The organism is Sphingorhabdus sp. (assembly GCF_023910635.1).
Taxonomy (GTDB): Bacteria; Pseudomonadota; Alphaproteobacteria; order Sphingomonadales; family Sphingomonadaceae; genus Sphingorhabdus_B.
The window spans coordinates 60,087-76,027 of record NZ_JAAVVZ010000013.1 but is presented as its reverse complement, the minus strand read 5'-3'; the positions used below and the strand labels follow the sequence as shown (position 1 = coordinate 76,027).

The 15,941-nt window shown below is 55.3% G+C and carries 14 protein-coding genes; 9 read left to right on the top strand and 5 right to left on the bottom strand.

Going from position 1 to position 15,941, the window contains the following annotated elements; genetic code table 11:
• Positions 1–140: 140 nt before the first annotated feature.
• From HEQ34_RS09345 to HEQ34_RS09325, 5 genes are all read left to right on the top strand, one after another.
• Positions 141–707, top strand: coding sequence for a F0F1 ATP synthase subunit delta (locus HEQ34_RS09345; RefSeq protein WP_296199928.1), 567 nt, complete (start codon positions 141–143; stop codon positions 705–707).
• A 35-nt stretch (positions 708–742) separates the two neighbouring features.
• Positions 743–2,272, top strand: coding sequence for a F0F1 ATP synthase subunit alpha (gene atpA, locus HEQ34_RS09340; protein WP_296199927.1), 1,530 nt, complete (start codon positions 743–745; stop codon positions 2,270–2,272).
• A gap of 119 nt (positions 2,273–2,391) precedes the next feature.
• On the top strand, positions 2,392–3,273 hold the full coding sequence (locus HEQ34_RS09335; RefSeq protein ID WP_296199926.1) for a F0F1 ATP synthase subunit gamma: 882 nt from the start codon (positions 2,392–2,394) through the stop codon (positions 3,271–3,273).
• Positions 3,274–3,333: 60 nt separating this feature from the next.
• Positions 3,334–4,911 carry a F0F1 ATP synthase subunit beta gene (gene atpD, locus HEQ34_RS09330; protein WP_296199925.1) on the top strand — a complete coding sequence of 526 codons (1,578 nt, stop codon included), beginning with the start codon at positions 3,334–3,336 and terminating at the stop codon, positions 4,909–4,911.
• 198 nt (positions 4,912–5,109) lie between these two features.
• Positions 5,110–5,370: an ATP synthase F1 subunit epsilon gene (locus HEQ34_RS09325; protein WP_296199924.1), complete on the top strand. Its 261-nt coding sequence runs from the start codon at positions 5,110–5,112 to the stop codon at positions 5,368–5,370.
• A 10-nt stretch (positions 5,371–5,380) separates the two neighbouring features.
• Here HEQ34_RS09325 and HEQ34_RS09320 read toward each other — a convergent pair whose 3' ends face one another.
• Positions 5,381–5,866 (bottom strand): SH3 domain-containing protein, encoded by a 486-nt coding sequence (locus HEQ34_RS09320; RefSeq protein WP_296199923.1) that lies wholly within the window; start codon positions 5,864–5,866, stop codon positions 5,381–5,383.
• 95 nt (positions 5,867–5,961) lie between these two features.
• Between HEQ34_RS09320 and HEQ34_RS09315 the strand changes: the two genes are divergently transcribed.
• Positions 5,962–6,960 carry a D-glycerate dehydrogenase gene (locus tag HEQ34_RS09315; RefSeq protein ID WP_296199922.1) on the top strand — a complete coding sequence of 333 codons (999 nt, stop codon included), beginning with the start codon at positions 5,962–5,964 and terminating at the stop codon, positions 6,958–6,960.
• 1,576 nt (positions 6,961–8,536) lie between these two features.
• On the opposite strand, the gene HEQ34_RS09310 is transcribed toward HEQ34_RS09315, so the two are convergent.
• The 4 genes from HEQ34_RS09310 to HEQ34_RS09295 all read right to left on the bottom strand — a co-directional run bounded on the left by HEQ34_RS09310 (position 8,537) and on the right by HEQ34_RS09295 (position 13,364).
• Positions 8,537–9,532 (bottom strand): hypothetical protein, encoded by a 996-nt coding sequence (locus tag HEQ34_RS09310; protein ID WP_296199921.1) that lies wholly within the window; start codon positions 9,530–9,532, stop codon positions 8,537–8,539.
• A 59-nt stretch (positions 9,533–9,591) separates the two neighbouring features.
• The gene (locus tag HEQ34_RS09305; RefSeq protein ID WP_296199920.1) at positions 9,592–10,581 is read right to left on the bottom strand and encodes a DNA cytosine methyltransferase; all 990 of its coding nucleotides are present in this window, start codon (positions 10,579–10,581) and stop codon (positions 9,592–9,594) included.
• Positions 10,582–10,739: 158 nt separating this feature from the next.
• The gene (locus HEQ34_RS09300) at positions 10,740–12,143 is read right to left on the bottom strand and encodes a nitronate monooxygenase (RefSeq protein ID WP_296199919.1); all 1,404 of its coding nucleotides are present in this window, start codon (positions 12,141–12,143) and stop codon (positions 10,740–10,742) included.
• A 72-nt stretch (positions 12,144–12,215) separates the two neighbouring features.
• A complete protein-coding gene (locus HEQ34_RS09295; RefSeq protein WP_296199918.1) occupies positions 12,216–13,364 on the bottom strand; it encodes a glycosyltransferase in 1,149 nt (382 codons plus the stop codon).
• 37 nt (positions 13,365–13,401) lie between these two features.
• On the opposite strand from HEQ34_RS09295, the gene HEQ34_RS09290 reads away from it, so the two are divergent.
• From HEQ34_RS09290 to HEQ34_RS09280, 3 genes are all read left to right on the top strand, one after another.
• Positions 13,402–14,790 carry a protein adenylyltransferase SelO family protein gene (locus HEQ34_RS09290; protein WP_296199917.1) on the top strand — a complete coding sequence of 463 codons (1,389 nt, stop codon included), beginning with the start codon at positions 13,402–13,404 and terminating at the stop codon, positions 14,788–14,790.
• Positions 14,791–14,880: 90 nt separating this feature from the next.
• On the top strand, positions 14,881–15,648 hold the full coding sequence (gene cobA, locus HEQ34_RS09285; RefSeq protein ID WP_296199916.1) for a uroporphyrinogen-III C-methyltransferase: 768 nt from the start codon (positions 14,881–14,883) through the stop codon (positions 15,646–15,648).
• On the top strand, positions 15,645–15,941 hold the full coding sequence (locus tag HEQ34_RS09280; RefSeq protein ID WP_296199915.1) for a DUF2849 domain-containing protein: 297 nt from the start codon (positions 15,645–15,647) through the stop codon (positions 15,939–15,941). Before cobA ends, HEQ34_RS09280 begins: the two co-directional genes overlap by 4 nt.

Here is a 15,941-nt window from a genome sequence, read left to right as displayed (position 1 = left end):
ACGATTCCCGCTACACAAGCGACAATCGCCATCTTGCATCGCAACAAAACCCCTGCTAGGGGCGGCCCGACGCCAAAGAGGGGGTAACTCCTTGGTGCGCTCGGCAAGTTTTTCAGTCTCACATTTTAGGAATTCGACGCGTGGATAATTCCGGCGGCACAAGCGCTAATATTCAGGCCAGTCTTGCTGGCCGTTACGCGACGGCATTGTTTGAACTGGCCCGCGACGCAAAGACGATCGATGCCGTTGAAAAGAGCATGCGCGCGATTGCCCAAGCCGTGACCGAATCGGCTGATCTAAAAGCACTCACCAGCAATCCTGTACTCAGCCGTATTGATGCGAAGAAAGCCATTGCCGCTGTTGCAAAAGCCATGAAGCTTGATGCACTGACCGCCAAGACATTGGGTGTGCTCGCCGACAATCGTCGCTTGAACGAAACCGCGTCTGTTGCCCGCGCGTTTTCAACGCTTGCTGCGGCACATCGCGGCGAAGTCACTGCCGAAGTTACCTCCGCTCATGCATTGAGCGCGGCGCAGACCAAGGCATTATTGGCCACACTTACAAAACGCGTCGGCAGCAATGTCGCCATCCAGACCAAAGTCGATCCGTCGCTTCTTGGCGGGCTTACCGTAAAAATCGGCAGCCAGATGATCGACAATTCGATTAAAACCCGTTTGAACACCCTCGCTAACCAGATGAAAGGCTGACGGCATCCGCCGTCGGTGAAAGGCTAAGTAGCAACATGGATATCCGCGCCGCAGAAATTTCCAAGGTCATTAAGGACCAGATCGCCAATTTCGGCACCGAAGCTCAGGTTTCGGAAGTCGGTAGCGTCTTGTCGGTTGGTGACGGCATCGCCCGTATTCATGGCCTCGACAATGTGCAGGCTGGTGAAATGGTCGAATTCTCCAATGGTATTCAGGGCATGGCGCTGAACCTGGAAGCGGACAATGTCGGTGTTGTTATTTTCGGGTCAGACAGCGAAATTCGTGAAGGTGACGTTGTAAAGCGCACCGGCACGATTGTGGACGTTCCTGTCGGCAAGGAATTGCTTGGCCGCGTTGTTGACGGCCTTGGCAACCCCATCGATGGCAAGGGCCCATTGAAGACCACGCAGCGCAGCCGCGTTGAAGTCAAAGCGCCCGGCATTATCCCACGCCAATCGGTTTCGGAACCTGTGCAAACGGGTCTCAAGGCGCTTGACGCCCTCGTGCCCGTTGGTCGTGGCCAGCGCGAATTGATCATCGGCGACCGTCAGACGGGTAAGACCGCTGTCGCCATCGACACCTTCATCAACCAGAAGGAAGTCAACAAGGGCACCGACGAATCGAAGAAGCTATACTGCATCTACGTCGCTGTGGGTCAGAAGCGTTCAACCGTGGCGCAGATCGTCCGCGCGTTGGAAGAACAAGGCGCGATGGAATATTCCATCGTCGTCGCCGCAACCGCTTCGGAGCCTGCACCGCTGCAATATCTCGCGCCTTACACCGGCGTTGCGATGGGTGAATTTTTCCGCGACAACGGCATGCACGCCGTCATCGTATATGATGATTTGTCAAAGCAAGCCGTGGCCTATCGCCAGATGTCGTTGCTCTTGCGTCGTCCTCCGGGCCGCGAAGCCTATCCCGGTGACGTTTTCTATCTGCACAGCCGCTTGCTGGAGCGCGCCGCGAAGATGTCCGACGCCAATGGCGGCGGTTCGTTGACGGCATTGCCCATCATCGAAACACAGGCTGGTGACGTTTCCGCCTATATTCCAACCAACGTGATTTCGATCACTGATGGTCAGATATTCTTGGAAACCGACCTGTTCTTCCAAGGTATCCGTCCTGCGATTAACGTGGGTCTGTCGGTGAGCCGCGTTGGTTCGGCGGCGCAGACAAAGGCAATGAAAAAGGTATCGGGTTCAATCAAGCTTGAGCTTGCCCAATATCGCGAAATGGCTGCGTTCGCGCAGTTCGGTTCGGACCTTGATGCCTCAACGCAAAAGCTTTTGAACCGTGGCGCACGTTTGACCGAATTGTTGAAGCAAAAGCAATTCTCACCGCTTCCGTTCGAAGAGCAAACCGCGTCGATCTTTGCGGGTACCAACGGTTATCTCGATGGCATTCCTGTCACCGACGTGACCCGTTACGAAGAATCAATGCTTGCCGACTTGCGCGCCAACCATGCGGGCATCCTGAAGACCATCCGCGACAGCCGCGACTTTAGCGACGACAGCAAGAAAGCGCTGATGGCGGCACTGGATACATTCACGAAGAATTTTGCGTAACCTATTTTAACCGTCACCCCCGCGCAGGCGGGGGCCCAACCCCTGAGCCCTCGGTTCAAGCCTATAGTTCAGGAGTTGGATTCCCGCCTACGCGGGAATGACGAAAGTGAGGAAGTTAGATGGCGTCTCTGAAGGCCCTCAAAATGCGGATCAACTCGGTCAAGTCGACCCAGAAGATCACTAAGGCGATGAAAATGGTCGCCGCTGCGAAGCTGCGTCGGGCGACCGAAGCGGCCGAAGCATCGCGCCCTTATGCCGAGCGGCTTGAGGCAGTGGTGTCGAGCATCGCGTCGAAGGTTTCTGTTGGTCCGCAATCACCAAAGCTGCTTGCAGGCTCTGGCAAGAATGACGTGCATTTGTTCGTTGTCGCGACCAGCGACAAGGGCCTTGCCGGTGCGTTCAACACCAACATCGTCCGTCTCGCCCGCCGTCAGGCAGAGGCTTTGAAGGCCGAGGGCAAGACCGTCAAATTCTACACCATCGGGAAAAAGGGCCGCGATCAGTTGAGCCGGACTTTCCGTAGCGATATCATCCACAGCATTGAACCCGGCGATCTGGGCAAGCTGAGCTTTGCCGATGTGCAAAATTGGGGCGAAGATTTGACCGCGCGTTTTGAGGCCGGGGAATTTGACGTCGCGCATTTGTTCTTCAGCAAGTTTGAAAACGTGCTGACGCAAACGCCAACGCAAATTCAATTGATGCCCGTCGCGGTTGCCGCGGACGCAGGCGACATGGTTGGCCTGTCCGCCAGTGTGGAATATGAACCCGACGAAGAAGAAATTCTCGCCGAATTGCTGCCGCGCAATGTGACCATTCAGTTGCTGCGCGCCAACCGCGAAAATGCAGCGTCGGAGCAAGGTTCAAAAATGACAGCCATGGACAACGCAACGCGCAACGCGGGCGACATGATCAACAAGCTGACCATTCAGTATAACCGCACGCGTCAAGCAGCAATTACCACGGAATTAATCGAAATTATTGCTGGTGCGGAAGCACTGTAGCAACAGAATAAACGCAGGCGCAGAAGCGCTTTAACGACATCCAAAGGCAAGGAAGAAGAAATGGCAACCGCCCCGAAGAAGACCGCCGCTCCAAAGGCCGCAGCACCCGCCGCAGCCGCCAAAAAGGCGCCTGTGAAAAAGGCCGCAGCAACTAAGGCTCCCGCCCCCAAGGCTGGTTCAGGCCAGACCGCCATCAACGTTGCTGGCGCGACTGGCCGTATCAGCCAGATCATCGGCGCTGTTGTCGATGTGACCTTCACCGGCCAATTGCCATCGATTTTGTCGGCGCTTGAAACCGACAATAACGGCAACCGCTTGGTCCTCGAAGTGGCGCAGCATCTCGGCGAAAACACCGTCCGCACCATCGCCATGGACGCGACCGAAGGCCTGACCCGTGGTCAGCCAGTCCGCGACACCGGCGCGCAGATTTCTGTGCCCGTTGGTCCGATGACGCTTGGCCGCATCATGAACGTGATTGGCGAACCCATTGACGAACGTGGCCCCGTTGGCGCGGCAAAGTCCAACCCGATCCACGCAGAAGCGCCATTGTTCACTGACCAGTCGACCGAGGCCGAAATCCTCGTCACCGGGATCAAGGTCATCGACCTGCTCGCGCCTTATGCAAAGGGCGGCAAGATCGGCCTGTTCGGCGGCGCTGGCGTTGGCAAAACCGTTCTCATTCAGGAACTGATCAACAACATCGCAAAGGGCCATGGCGGCGTTTCGGTGTTTGCTGGCGTGGGTGAGCGTACCCGCGAAGGGAACGATCTGTATCACGAATTCCTCGACGCTGGCGTTATCGCCAAGGACGCCGACGGCAACCCAACCCCAGAAGGCTCAAAGGTTGCATTGGTCTTCGGTCAAATGAACGAGCCTCCCGGTGCCCGTGCCCGCGTTGCGCTTTCGGGTCTGACCATGGCGGAATATTTCCGCGATGAAGAAGGCCAAGACGTTCTGTTCTTCGTCGACAACATCTTCCGCTTCACGCAGGCCGGTTCCGAAGTTTCCGCACTTTTGGGCCGTATTCCTTCGGCTGTGGGTTATCAGCCAACATTGGCAACCGACATGGGCCAGTTGCAGGAACGTATTACATCAACCACCAAGGGTTCGATTACCTCGGTTCAGGCGATTTATGTTCCCGCAGATGACTTGACCGACCCTGCACCAGCCGCGTCCTTTGCCCACTTGGACGCAACGACCACGCTGAACCGTGCGATTTCGGAGCTTGGCATTTATCCAGCCGTTGACCCGCTTGACTCGGTTAGCCGCGTTTTGACACCAGCCGTTGTTGGCCAAGAGCATTATGACACCGCCCGCCGCGTTCAAGAAACGCTGCAAAAATATAAGTCGTTGCAAGACATCATCGCGATTTTGGGCATGGACGAATTGTCGGAAGACGACAAATTGACCGTAACCCGCGCACGTAAGATTCAGCGTTTCTTGTCGCAGCCTTTCCATGTTGCCGAAGTCTTCACCGGCATCTCCGGCAAGTTTGTTCAGGTCGAAGATACCGTGAAATCGTTTAAGGCAGTCGTTGACGGCGAATATGACCATCTTCCCGAAGCCGCCTTCTACATGGTTGGCGGAATCGAAGAAGCGGTTGCCAAAGCAGCCAAGATGGCTGCGGAAGCGGCGTAAGCATTTACCTTCTCCCCTTGGGAGAAGGATACGAAGCCTTAGCTGTGTAGCAGCTTAGGCGAAGTTGGATGAGGGGCTCAGCCCTGACGATTGGGCACTCCCCCTCACCCAGCTACGACTAACCGCCTTCGCGAAAGCTACGGCGCTAAGTCTTCACAACCCTCTCCCAAAGGAGAGGGGAAGGTTGGGAAAAGACTGATGCCATTACACTTCGAACTCGTAACCCCTGAGAAGCTCTATCGCTCGGACGATGTCTATATGGTCGTCGTTCCGGGCATGGATGGCGATTTCGGCGTGTTGGAGGGCCATAGCCCGATGATGAGCACATTGCGCAACGACGCCGCGCTGGAGATTTACAAGACGCAAGGCGCAACGCCGGAGCGCCTTATGATCGCAGGTGGTTTTGCCGAGGTGAATGCGGGCGGCCTGACGGTTCTCGCAGAACGCGTCGAAGCGTAAACTTCACGCCTTAGGGCGCTTCATCGCCCCAAATACGCGCCGTTTCGATATAACCGTACCGACCATTGGTTTCAAAACGGCAATAGCCCTTTTCGCATTCCTCAATGATTCCGACCACACCGGGTTCAACGCGCCATGAAATATGCGCGCTGGCTTGCGGCGAGTCCCGCAATGCGCCGTTGTCCTTACCAATAACGATGGCGGTCCGCTGGGGGCTTAAAAGCCGGACGTGCAGCCAGCCTTGTTCCCCATCGGGGTCCTCGACCTTGCGCCAGACGCTGTGGACCGCGACGACTTTCACCGGCAAATTCTGTCTTTTGTACACCCATGTCACTGGAAATTCAGTGCTGGGCCCGGTGCGCATGCGGGCTTCTGGCTTTTGTATCGACGCCCAATAAGGCGGCTGTCGCTGCGTCTGTCCAACGGCAGACACCGTACCCAAAAGCGCAAGCGCCACTGCGCCATAACGCACTATCGAATTGTTCTGTTTGGGCATATTATTTACCATCGTTTGCATCTTATACGGCAAGCGTTGCGGGGAGTGCAACCATCCTGTCTTGACCTAGCCACAAATTCGGCTTTAGTCAGCCTATGCCAGAACTTAGCCGCATCGAACGTCCATCCATCCGCGTTACACGCAGTTTGTTGCCTGCGGTGGAAAAACGCATGGCGGAGTTATTCGACGCAGAATTCAACACCGACGACACCCCATTAAGCCGTGACGCATTGGTCGCCGCGATGGCCGATTGCGACGTGCTTGTGCCCACGGTCACCGACAGCATCGATGCAGAACTCATCGCCGCCGCCCCGCCCCGGCTCAAGCTGATCGCCAGCTATGGCGCAGGCGTCAACCATATCGACCTGGCCGCCGCAAAGGCGAAGGGCATCATGGTCACCAACACGCCCGGCGTGTTCACCGACGATACCGCCGACCTGACGATGGCGCTCATCCTCAACGTCCCCCGCCGCCTTGGCGAAGGGCAGCGTGTTATGCGCAACGGCGAATGGCGCGGCTGGAGCCCAACGGGCATGCTTGGCCACCGGATTGGCGGCAAGACATTGGGCATTATCGGGCTTGGCCGTATTGGCGAAGCTGTGGCGATGCGCGCAAGGGCCTTTGGCCTCACCATAATCTACAACAAGCGCCACCGCCTTCCCGCAAGCGTCGAGGATGAATTGGGCATCGTCTTTGAACCCGACATTGACCGGCTTATGGCGCGGTCGGACATTATCACCCTGCATTGCCCGTTAACGGCAGAAACCGACAAGATCATCAACGCCCACCGCATCGCGCAGATGAAAACGGACGCCTATATCATCAACAGCTCGCGCGGGGAGTTGATTGACGAGGATGCGTTGATTGATGCCTTGGAAACGGGCCGCATCGCAGGCGCCGGGTTGGATGTCTATACGCATGAGCCAGCGGTGGACTCGCGGCTGTTCAACATTCCCAATGTCGTATTGCTCCCCCATTTGGGCAGCGCGACCTTTGAAGGGCGAGAGGCGTCGGGCGAGCGCGTGATTGCAAACATCCGCATGTGGGCAGACGGCCACAGACCGCCAGACCAAGTCTTGGAAGGCTGGCAATAAACGAAGCGGCGCCTCTAAGAAACCAGCGGCGGCGCATCTGGCATCACGCGGTTCGGGTATGATGGGGATAAGGTGATTTTCACGGTAATTCGGTAATTTCGGTGCCTAAGTTTACAAACTTATGCGCAAAACGGGGTATTTCTGTAAACTTACCGCCACTTTGCGAAGCTGGCTTACCGGGTATGAAAGCAGGGCTGGGGTTCAACACATTCAAAGAGCCGGTCCCGCCGCAGGTGCTGGCGTTACGGACAGAATCTCAAACCAAATCCTACATTGCAAGCGAAAGCTGTTTAGGGGTTATCGCGATTGTTACCGGAATTGTCTAAATCACCCCTCCCCTTCAGGGGAGGGGAAGGGGGTGGGGTCCATCGGCGTTGCGCAAAGCTATCTACCCCACCCCAACCCCGTGGAGCCTCTCGGACCAGTCCCCAGGACTGGTCCCTCCACGCCTGAAGGGGAGGGGCTTGATTTCGCAATATGCAACGCAGCAAGATTATTTCGGGGGATGACGCACCTGTGACGGTAATTGACGGCGAAATAACTCCTCCCCGGTACGGGGGAGCCGTAGGCGTTGCGGAGCAACAGCGGGACCGTCGCAGACGGTGGAGGGGCACGTTCAGGATATCACCACGCCAGAAGGTCAGGATAGCCAGAGCGTGCCCCTCCCCCATGCTTCGCATGGTCCCCCTCCTTATTCTGGGGAGGATTTGGCAGCGTAATTCCTTCCCGGCACGGGGGAGCCTTAGGCGTTGCGGAGCAACAGCGGGACCATGCGAAGCATATTGGAGGGGCACCCGCCGGTTGTCGCAATCTCGCGGTCATACCCGGTCGAAACCCTGCGCCAATATAATCTCGCACAAAGACGCGAAGACAAGAAGAAGGTGTTGGCCCGACCCGTCATAGTAAAAAGCTATTTCGGGGGATGACGCAATTGTCACCGGAATTCCCCTCTCCCCTTGCGGGAGTTTGTAATGGTCAGGTGTGGAATGCCCCCGGCATTCCACAGAAGATGCTGGGGGCATCTTCGACCTGCCCATTGCAAACTGATACGAAGCCTTGGCCGCGAAGTGGCCTAGGCGTAGTTGGTGAGGGGGACCGGTCAATTGGTCAGGCATCACGCTGAGCTATCGCCCTTCGGCCCGTACATTTTTTTATCACGCAAAGGCGCGAAGGCGCGAAGTAGGTGTTGGCTCAACCGGGAATTCCACTAACAGGCCCGTCATCCCCGAAATAACCCGTTCAGCACAAAACGCCGTCGCACCAGCGAAGGCTGGTGCCTATCACGTGTGTATGGGGAGACTGACAGGCGTGATAGGCCCCAGCCTGCGCTGGGGCGACGGGTGCTGCGCCACTTCAATATCTTCCGCATCGACTAAAGGAATTGCGCTAACAGCTGCGTCATTCCCATAATTAGGGGACAGGTGCATTAACCCCAAAATTGACATTCATCGGAATTTCGTTAACCCGCTCTTATCGCATGAGTTTTCGTCACATTTGATCGGGGGACTTCGCATCATGTTACGCAGCAATGCAAAGGCGGACGCGAAGCAAAGCTATTTCGGGGATGACGCATTTGTCACCGTGATTGCAAAAACATGTTGGCCGACGGAACCCAGTCGGAGCAGGCAGCATCAGCCAATTCCAGCCATTTTGTGATGCGCTCGCTTGGCGGACAGGATGAGCCCCAATACTCGACAAACAGCGCATCTTCCAGCTCGAAAGCAGCTTGGCGCATTTCCGTTTGGATATCTATCAGGCTTCGTTGGATGTAATTTCCGCCTCTTTCTCTACCAGCGACACTGCCTGCTGAAAATAAATCTCTAGCTTGGTGGCATAACACCCCTCGGTACGTTAATGCATATAGAACCACATCATCATATTTGTCCTTAGTGCGTCCACCCTTTACGACGCTAGGACAAAGGAGCACAGCTTCAGCCCGCAGCTTTCGTTTTTCCGGCGGGGACAAGGATGTATATAGTCGCGCTTGGATAGGAAGGCTGTGACCGTCTTCATCTGCGGAACTTTCGAGCCACCAAAGACGCTCACCCTGCTTGAGTCGACTGCGTGCATATGTGCGCACATATTCCATCTTTGAATGTTGATCGAGCTGTTGAAACTCAGCGTAAGAAACACCAAACTTCCTAAAAATTGCGTCGCTACTCCCTATCTCAAGCTCAAACCGAGGAACGTGGGAGGTGCGAACGTGCATAACACAATCTTCATATCGCGCCCATTTTACGTCGGGTTCACCTCCCATTTTACCAAAAACGACATAGATGTTGTTGACGGAAGCGCTCCTTGTGCTTTCAAAAACACTATTAGCAACACTTCGCCAAGTATCTTTTTCAGAAAATTTTACCTCGATTCCAATTTCATCAAGGCAAATATCAGGAAAAACGTGCGGATGGACGTCATGATCTAATAATATTCCATTAAACCCACCCAAAGCATTAATCGTTTCCCGAATTCGAATTTCAAATGCTTTAGGGCTAGAAAATCCTGAACTTTTGGCGTCCGCCCTTAAAGATTCGACAATCAAATCAAGGAATATCTCAAAATCAGAAAGCGACAAAGGAAATCATCTCCATAGAATCGACTGATTATCGCCAATAGCTGTAAACGGTCCATTGCTCAAATGACCTCTGCAAGCCTACGCGCTACGTGCCAAGCCAAAACCGGCGGCACGGCGTTACCGACCTGCCGCTCAGTCTCCCTAATCTTGGAATGAAAAATAAAATTGTCTGGAAATGATTGGATACGAGCAGCTTCCCGCATCGAAATTCGCCGATCAAGATTGTAGTGATATTGAATATTTCCGTGGCATTCGGCACGAATCGTATAAGCAACACGATCCGGCTTTAACTTTCGATTTCCCTGCTCTCCACTCCGTTTCGCTTTGCTCCAGACATGATTAAATGCCTCGGTCTCGGCAACGTCTTCCAAATCTGATAACGCCTGACTGGCTGAAATCCACTGTTCGGGACTATGGGATGGCACGGGAGGCGTAAAGCAGCCCAAACCAGATTTCACCCCAACGATAAATACCCGTTCTCGGCTTTGCGGAACCCCATAGTCGGCTGCATGATATAGGTGGTAGGAAACATCATAGCCCAGTTCACGAAAATCATTCATCACTATTTCAAGCGATCCGTGATTATGCTTCATCAGAAGCCCCTTCACGTTTTCAGCAACAAAGGCCTTCGGTTTGACACGCTTAACCACCTCAACCATTGCCCTATAAAGTCCGCTTCGATTTCCCGATATGCCCCGGCGTTTTCCGTTTACAGAAATATCTTGGCACGGAAACCCACCGATGACTACGTCCACATCGTCAGCCACGGGTAAGCTATGCATAACATCCCAGATACTACCAACGTGTACATCATGCCCTAAATTAGCACGGTAAGTTCTACACGCTGCTTGATTGAAATCATTTGCCCAAATAATCTGATATCGATTTTTAGGGTAGATGGTACCAAGTGTAGAAAAACCACCCAAAAAACCTAAATCCATGCCACCGCAGCCAGAGAACATCGAAACAACAGATAATGTTTTATGACGTTCAACTAACGTTTCAATTGCTGATTCATCAACATTATAGCGCTCCAAAAGTTTAAGCATCTCAAATTCCTGACTTCGGTTGCAGCCTAATTAGATTCGCAACTTTTATGAACAAAAGAAGAACGTTGGTCAATTGCTTTTTTGGGAATCCAGCCAACAGCCCCGTCATCCCCGCAATAGCCCTGCGCTATGACCCCTTGGGCCTGACATCACCCACATCAATCGCCCGTAAGGATACGGTCCATCAATTGCTGCACCGTCGGGACAAAGCCGTTTGAATAAAACGGATCTTTCCCGAACAGATAGGCGCTGTGTCCGGCGAACATCAGATTTTCGTCAATGGGCGCGCCATGGGCGATGTTCTGCAGCGCCTTTTGAATGCAAAAGCTGCGCGGGTCGGCAAGGCGGCCTGTGGAGTTATTGTCATGGTCCTTCCACGACGAAAAACCGCAATGCGACAAGCACCCCATGCAGTCCTTTTGATCCTTCCGGATCGCTTCACCCGATGACGGTGTCACGAACACAAGCGAGTTATCCGGCGTTTTCAACGCAACGGTAAACCCGCGCGCATGGCATTCGCGGGCCTTCATCAGGTCAGCTTGGGTCACCCAGAAATTCTTACCCTTCACGCCGACATCCAATTGCGCCGTGTGTTCCGCGTCGGCGGCCTGCACAAACGGAATTTGACGTTCCGATCGCGCCTGAAGCTCCAAAAGAAACGGGTTGATGACCGCGCTGGAGTAAAAACCCGTTGGCGAAAATTGATGCAACAGCACGCCGTCTTCCGGAATTTTCGTCAGCGCGTCTTTCCAACCGGCGGGGATGGGGCTTTCTTGCGTCAACAGCGGACGTGTGCCCAATTGGAACGCAATCTGCCCCAGTTCGGGGTTATCAATCCAATCGTTCCAGTCGCGCAAGAACCAGACGCCACCGGCCATGACGATGGGCACATCATCCGAAATGCCTTCAACGCGCATGACATCGCGCAGCGCCTTTACGCGGGGATAAGGGTCTTCGGGGGATCGTGGGTCTTCGGCATTGGACAGGCCATTATGGCCACCGGCAAGCCATGGATCTTCATAGACTACCGCACCAAGCCATTCCGGCACCTTGTGATAGGCACGCTTCCACAAGGCGCGGAACGCGCGCGCGGAGCTGACGATGGGAAGATAATAGACGCCATATTGCGCGGCAATTTCGGATAGCTTGTACGGCATGCCAGCGCCGCAGGTGACGCCTGTCACCATGCCCTTGGTCGCTTCAAGAATGCCGTGCAAGATGCGCTGGGCACCGCCCATTTCCCACAGCACGTTGATATTAATGGCGCCGCGCCCATTGGAAATTTCATGCGCAAGCTTCACCTGCGCGATGCCGCCGCGAATGCCATATTCGACCAGTTCTTCATGCCGTTCGGCACGCGTTTTGCCGAGGAAGACTTGCGGGATCATGTCGCCATTTTCATCATAGCTATCGGCATTTACCGCCGATACTGTGCCGATGCCGCCCGCCGCCGCCCACGCGCCAGAACTTGCATGATTGGTCGCCGCAACGCCCTTGCCGCCTTCGACCAATGGCCATACTTCGCGGCCACCATAGATAATGGGTTTCAGACCCTTGAACACAAATACTACCCCTAAAATGCGCGTCAAAGCACAGTTTCGTGCGCTTCTCTCATTTTGCGCTATCGTAAATATCTAGCTTTGTCGCGCAAAATCAGCGCGTTTCATGGCAGAACCATAAAGCTGCCGATACCGCGCGAACATCGTTTCCTCATCATATTGAGAACAGGCCAATAAGCGGTTTGCAGCGCCCAATGTTTCACGCAGTGCCGCATCTTTTGCCAAGCTAGCGATAGCCAAAGCCAGCGCGTCCTCATCAGCGCGTGCAACGATAAAGGGCCGGTTCTCGCGCGCAACAATAGTGCGGACATCGCCTACGTCCGTCGACACAATGGGCAGCGCGCTGGTCATCGCTTCAACCAATGAAACGGGATATTGTTCGCTATCCGAGGACAAAGCAAAAATGTCGAAAAGCCGAATGTAGCGCGCCGGGTCACGCAAATATCCAGGCATCATCACGCGGTCGGCGATACCAAGCCGCTTTGCCTCCGATATAATCACATCGCGATCCGGCCCTTCGCCGACAATGGCAAGCCGGATATTCGGGCCAGCCGCCGCGACCGCGCGCAATAGCCGGGGCACATTCTTAACGGTGCGCAGATCGGCAATCGTGCCGACAACAATGTCGCCGTCCCGTTTTTGGAACCCCGGAAAAGAGCCGCGTTGCGGACGGCGGTTATAATGTTCGGTATCAATCCCGTTGGGAAAGCGGGCGATTTTTTCCAGCGGCTGATGCCAGACATTGCGGGCAATATGTTCAAGCGTTTTGGATGGCACGACAAGCGCGTCAGACCGTTGCAGCGCAATATTGCGGAACCAATTGCGGTTCCATTTCAGCCGATCAACCTCATCATGCTCAAATCCGTCCTCATGATGAATCAACGGCGGCAATTTCATGCTGCGTGTAAACAAGGTATGCGCCATGACCCCGTCTATCGCACCGAAATTGTAACTGAGCACGAGGTGAAATTTCTTCATATAGCTGGCCAAGCGGCGATAGCGGCCCATGCCGGGCATTCCGGCGAGCGCAGGCGCTGCGTCTTTGGGAAAGCTGACCTTCACCCGCCGATCAATCATGTCCGCCGCGCCAAAGGCATCGCGAACAGCCGACAAAACCGTATGTTCGGCTTGATTGCCAAAATGGTTCATCAGGCGAACCGTGCGCGATTCCTGATCACCTAAATCAAAGCTGCTATGCAAATGCAGGATGCGAACCGCCGCCATACTTGCCTTTCTATTATGCACCGCCCAGATGCGTTAGATGAACATGAAACCTGTCCCTTCCCCCTACCGTCCTGATCCAAAAATCGCCAGTCTTGGCGCGAAAATTGGTGACGCCGTCCGGCCTGCGCATTTTCCGGAGACGGTCTTGCGCTTTCGGAATGATCGTTGGGCGGCGACAATTGGCCTCGCCGACTATGACGACGCCGCCTGGGTCCGCCACTTTGGCCGCTTCGAACCGCTGCCCGACAATATGCCTAAACCGCTGGCTTTGCGATATCATGGCCACCAATTTCGCGTCTATAATCCCGATATTGGTGACGGCCGCGGTTTCCTGTTTGCGCAGATGCGCGATGGCGACGGCCGCTTGCTTGATCTGGCCACCAAGGGGTCGGGGACCACGCCTTATAGCCGGCGTGGTGATGGCCGTTTGACGCTAAAAGGTGGGGTGCGCGAGATATTGGCAACCGAAATGCTGGAGGCACTTGGCGTCAACACCTCCAAAACATTTTCGATCATTGAAACCGGCGAAGAATTGATGCGCGGCGATGAACCATCGCCCACAAGGTCCGCCGTCATGGTCCGATTAAGCCATAGCCATATCCGCATTGGCAGCTTCCAACGTGTCGCCGCCGAAGGCGATGCTGCGTTTATGGAGGAGCTTATCGCTTATTGCCTGACGCAGCTCTACGATGTTGCCGCAACGGAAAATCCTGCGGCCCAATTGCTTGAGCTGGCGGTGGAACGGGTCGCGGATCTTGCGGCGTCATACATGGTCGCGGGCTTTGTCCATGGCGTGCTCAATACCGACAATATCAATATTACCGGTGAAAGCTTCGATTATGGGCCATGGCGCTTCACCGAATATTGGGACCCGCAATTCACGGCGGCCTATTTCGACGAATCTGGCCTTTACGCATTTGGCAGACAGACCGAAGCGCTGCATTGGAACTTGGGGCAGTTGGCAGTTGCGCTGCGCCTATTGTCGGATGCGCCCCCGTTGATTGCGGCGCTGGAGCGTTTTCCCGGCCTGTATCAGCAAGCGGTCATCCGGCGTTTTTTGTGGCGGTTGGGAGTCGCATCGCGCGGAGAGGCATTGGACAGGCAATTGGTCGAAGCCGCCGAACGCGCGATGTCGCGCGAGAAAATTGCAATCGATCAATTCTTCTACCGCTATCGTTATGGCAACGCGGACGCGGGCGAAGCCCCCGGCGAATATGAGGCCGCATTTGCAGCTTTGCTGCGTGATTACGCGCCCGTGAAAGGGGACCGCCACGATTATTGGGCGAAGGGCGCGATATGTTCGATGTTAATCAACGAGGTGGAAGATATCTGGCAGGCCATATCCCAAAAGGATGACTGGCAAATGTTGGAGCGCAAAATCCTTGATATTCGGGAGATGGGGCAAGCCCATATGGCGCCGAATTAGTAACGACAAAATGATACGCTAAAGTTCTTCTAAGCCTTGGCCAACTTATCCTGATTTGATGCGTGCGGCGCATTTGCCCATGATCGCAAGATGGAACAAGCACGCGTATATTTGGTGGGCGCTGGCCCCGGTGACCCCGAACTTCTGACCGTTAAGGCCGTACGGTTGATTTCGAGCGCGGACGTTGTCGTGCATGATGGCCTTGTCGATGACGCGATCATGGCGCTCATCAATCCCGCCGCACGGCTGATTTCCGTCGCCAAAAGCCGCTCCCGCCATTCGGTCCCGCAAGACGGCATCAACGACATCCTCGTGCGCGAGGCGCTGGCTGGCCACAGGGTCGTGCGGTTAAAGGGCGGCGACCCGTTTATTTTCGGACGCGGCGGTGAAGAGGCGGAAGCCTGCCGCGACGCTGGCATCGATGTGGAGGTCGTTCCCGGTATCTCTGCCGCGATGGGCGGTGCAGCAGCCAGTATGTTGCCGCTGACACACCGTGATGCCGCCAGCGCCGTGACTTTCGTCGCTGGCCAGTGCAAGGGCCTGACCGACCAGAATTGGGCGGGCCTTGCGGGTAAAGGCCGCACCTTGGTTATCTATATGGGCATCGCCACGGCGGCGGACATTACCGAAAAGCTCATCTGCGATGGCCTTTCACCCGATACGCCTGTCGCGGTGCTGGAGCGCGCCACACGGCCCGATGCGCGCGCCATGCGGACAATACTAACCGACCTTGGCGACATGATCGCGCGTGAAGGCGTTGTTTCGCCCGCCATCATCATTGTCGGCGATGTCGTCCTGAAATCCAATGCCGAAGACCGGTTGTTCCATTTTGCCAAACAGGCGGAGAAAATTACGTGAAATTACTGACGGGAAATGATTTGGGGTCTGGCGCTGTAACCTGGTGGACGGGCAATGGCTGGTCCATCCATGTCGAAGATGCCGCCGATGTTGGCGAACATGGCGAGGCAATACTCCACGCCGAAGAAGGCGCACGCCGCGTCAACGCGCCGTACATTATTGACGCGCTGCCAACCGAAGATGGCCCGCGCCCGGCACATATTAAGGACCGTATTCGCGCGCTGGGACCAACCGTCCGCACTGACCTCACACTCAAGCCTGCCGATCCTGCGGCTGGCGACTGGATAATCTGA

Bases quoted from the DNA above. Each gene is read 5' to 3' on its own strand.
- HEQ34_RS09290 (WP_296199917.1), top strand. From the start codon at position 13,402: ATGAACATGAAACCTGTCCCTTCCCCCTACCGTCCTGATCCAAAAATC.
- HEQ34_RS09320 (WP_296199923.1), bottom strand. From the start codon at position 5,866: ATGCCCAAACAGAACAATTCGATAGTGCGTTATGGCGCAGTGGCGCTT.
- HEQ34_RS09325 (WP_296199924.1), top strand. From the start codon at position 5,110: ATGCCATTACACTTCGAACTCGTAACCCCTGAGAAGCTCTATCGCTCG.
- cobA (WP_296199916.1), top strand. From the start codon at position 14,881: ATGGAACAAGCACGCGTATATTTGGTGGGCGCTGGCCCCGGTGACCCC.
- HEQ34_RS09305 (WP_296199920.1), bottom strand. From the start codon at position 10,581: ATGCTTAAACTTTTGGAGCGCTATAATGTTGATGAATCAGCAATTGAA.
- HEQ34_RS09335 (WP_296199926.1), top strand. From the start codon at position 2,392: ATGGCGTCTCTGAAGGCCCTCAAAATGCGGATCAACTCGGTCAAGTCG.
- atpD (WP_296199925.1), top strand. From the start codon at position 3,334: ATGGCAACCGCCCCGAAGAAGACCGCCGCTCCAAAGGCCGCAGCACCC.
- HEQ34_RS09315 (WP_296199922.1), top strand. From the start codon at position 5,962: ATGCCAGAACTTAGCCGCATCGAACGTCCATCCATCCGCGTTACACGC.
- HEQ34_RS09295 (WP_296199918.1), bottom strand. From the start codon at position 13,364: ATGGCGGCGGTTCGCATCCTGCATTTGCATAGCAGCTTTGATTTAGGT.
- atpA (WP_296199927.1), top strand. From the start codon at position 743: ATGGATATCCGCGCCGCAGAAATTTCCAAGGTCATTAAGGACCAGATC.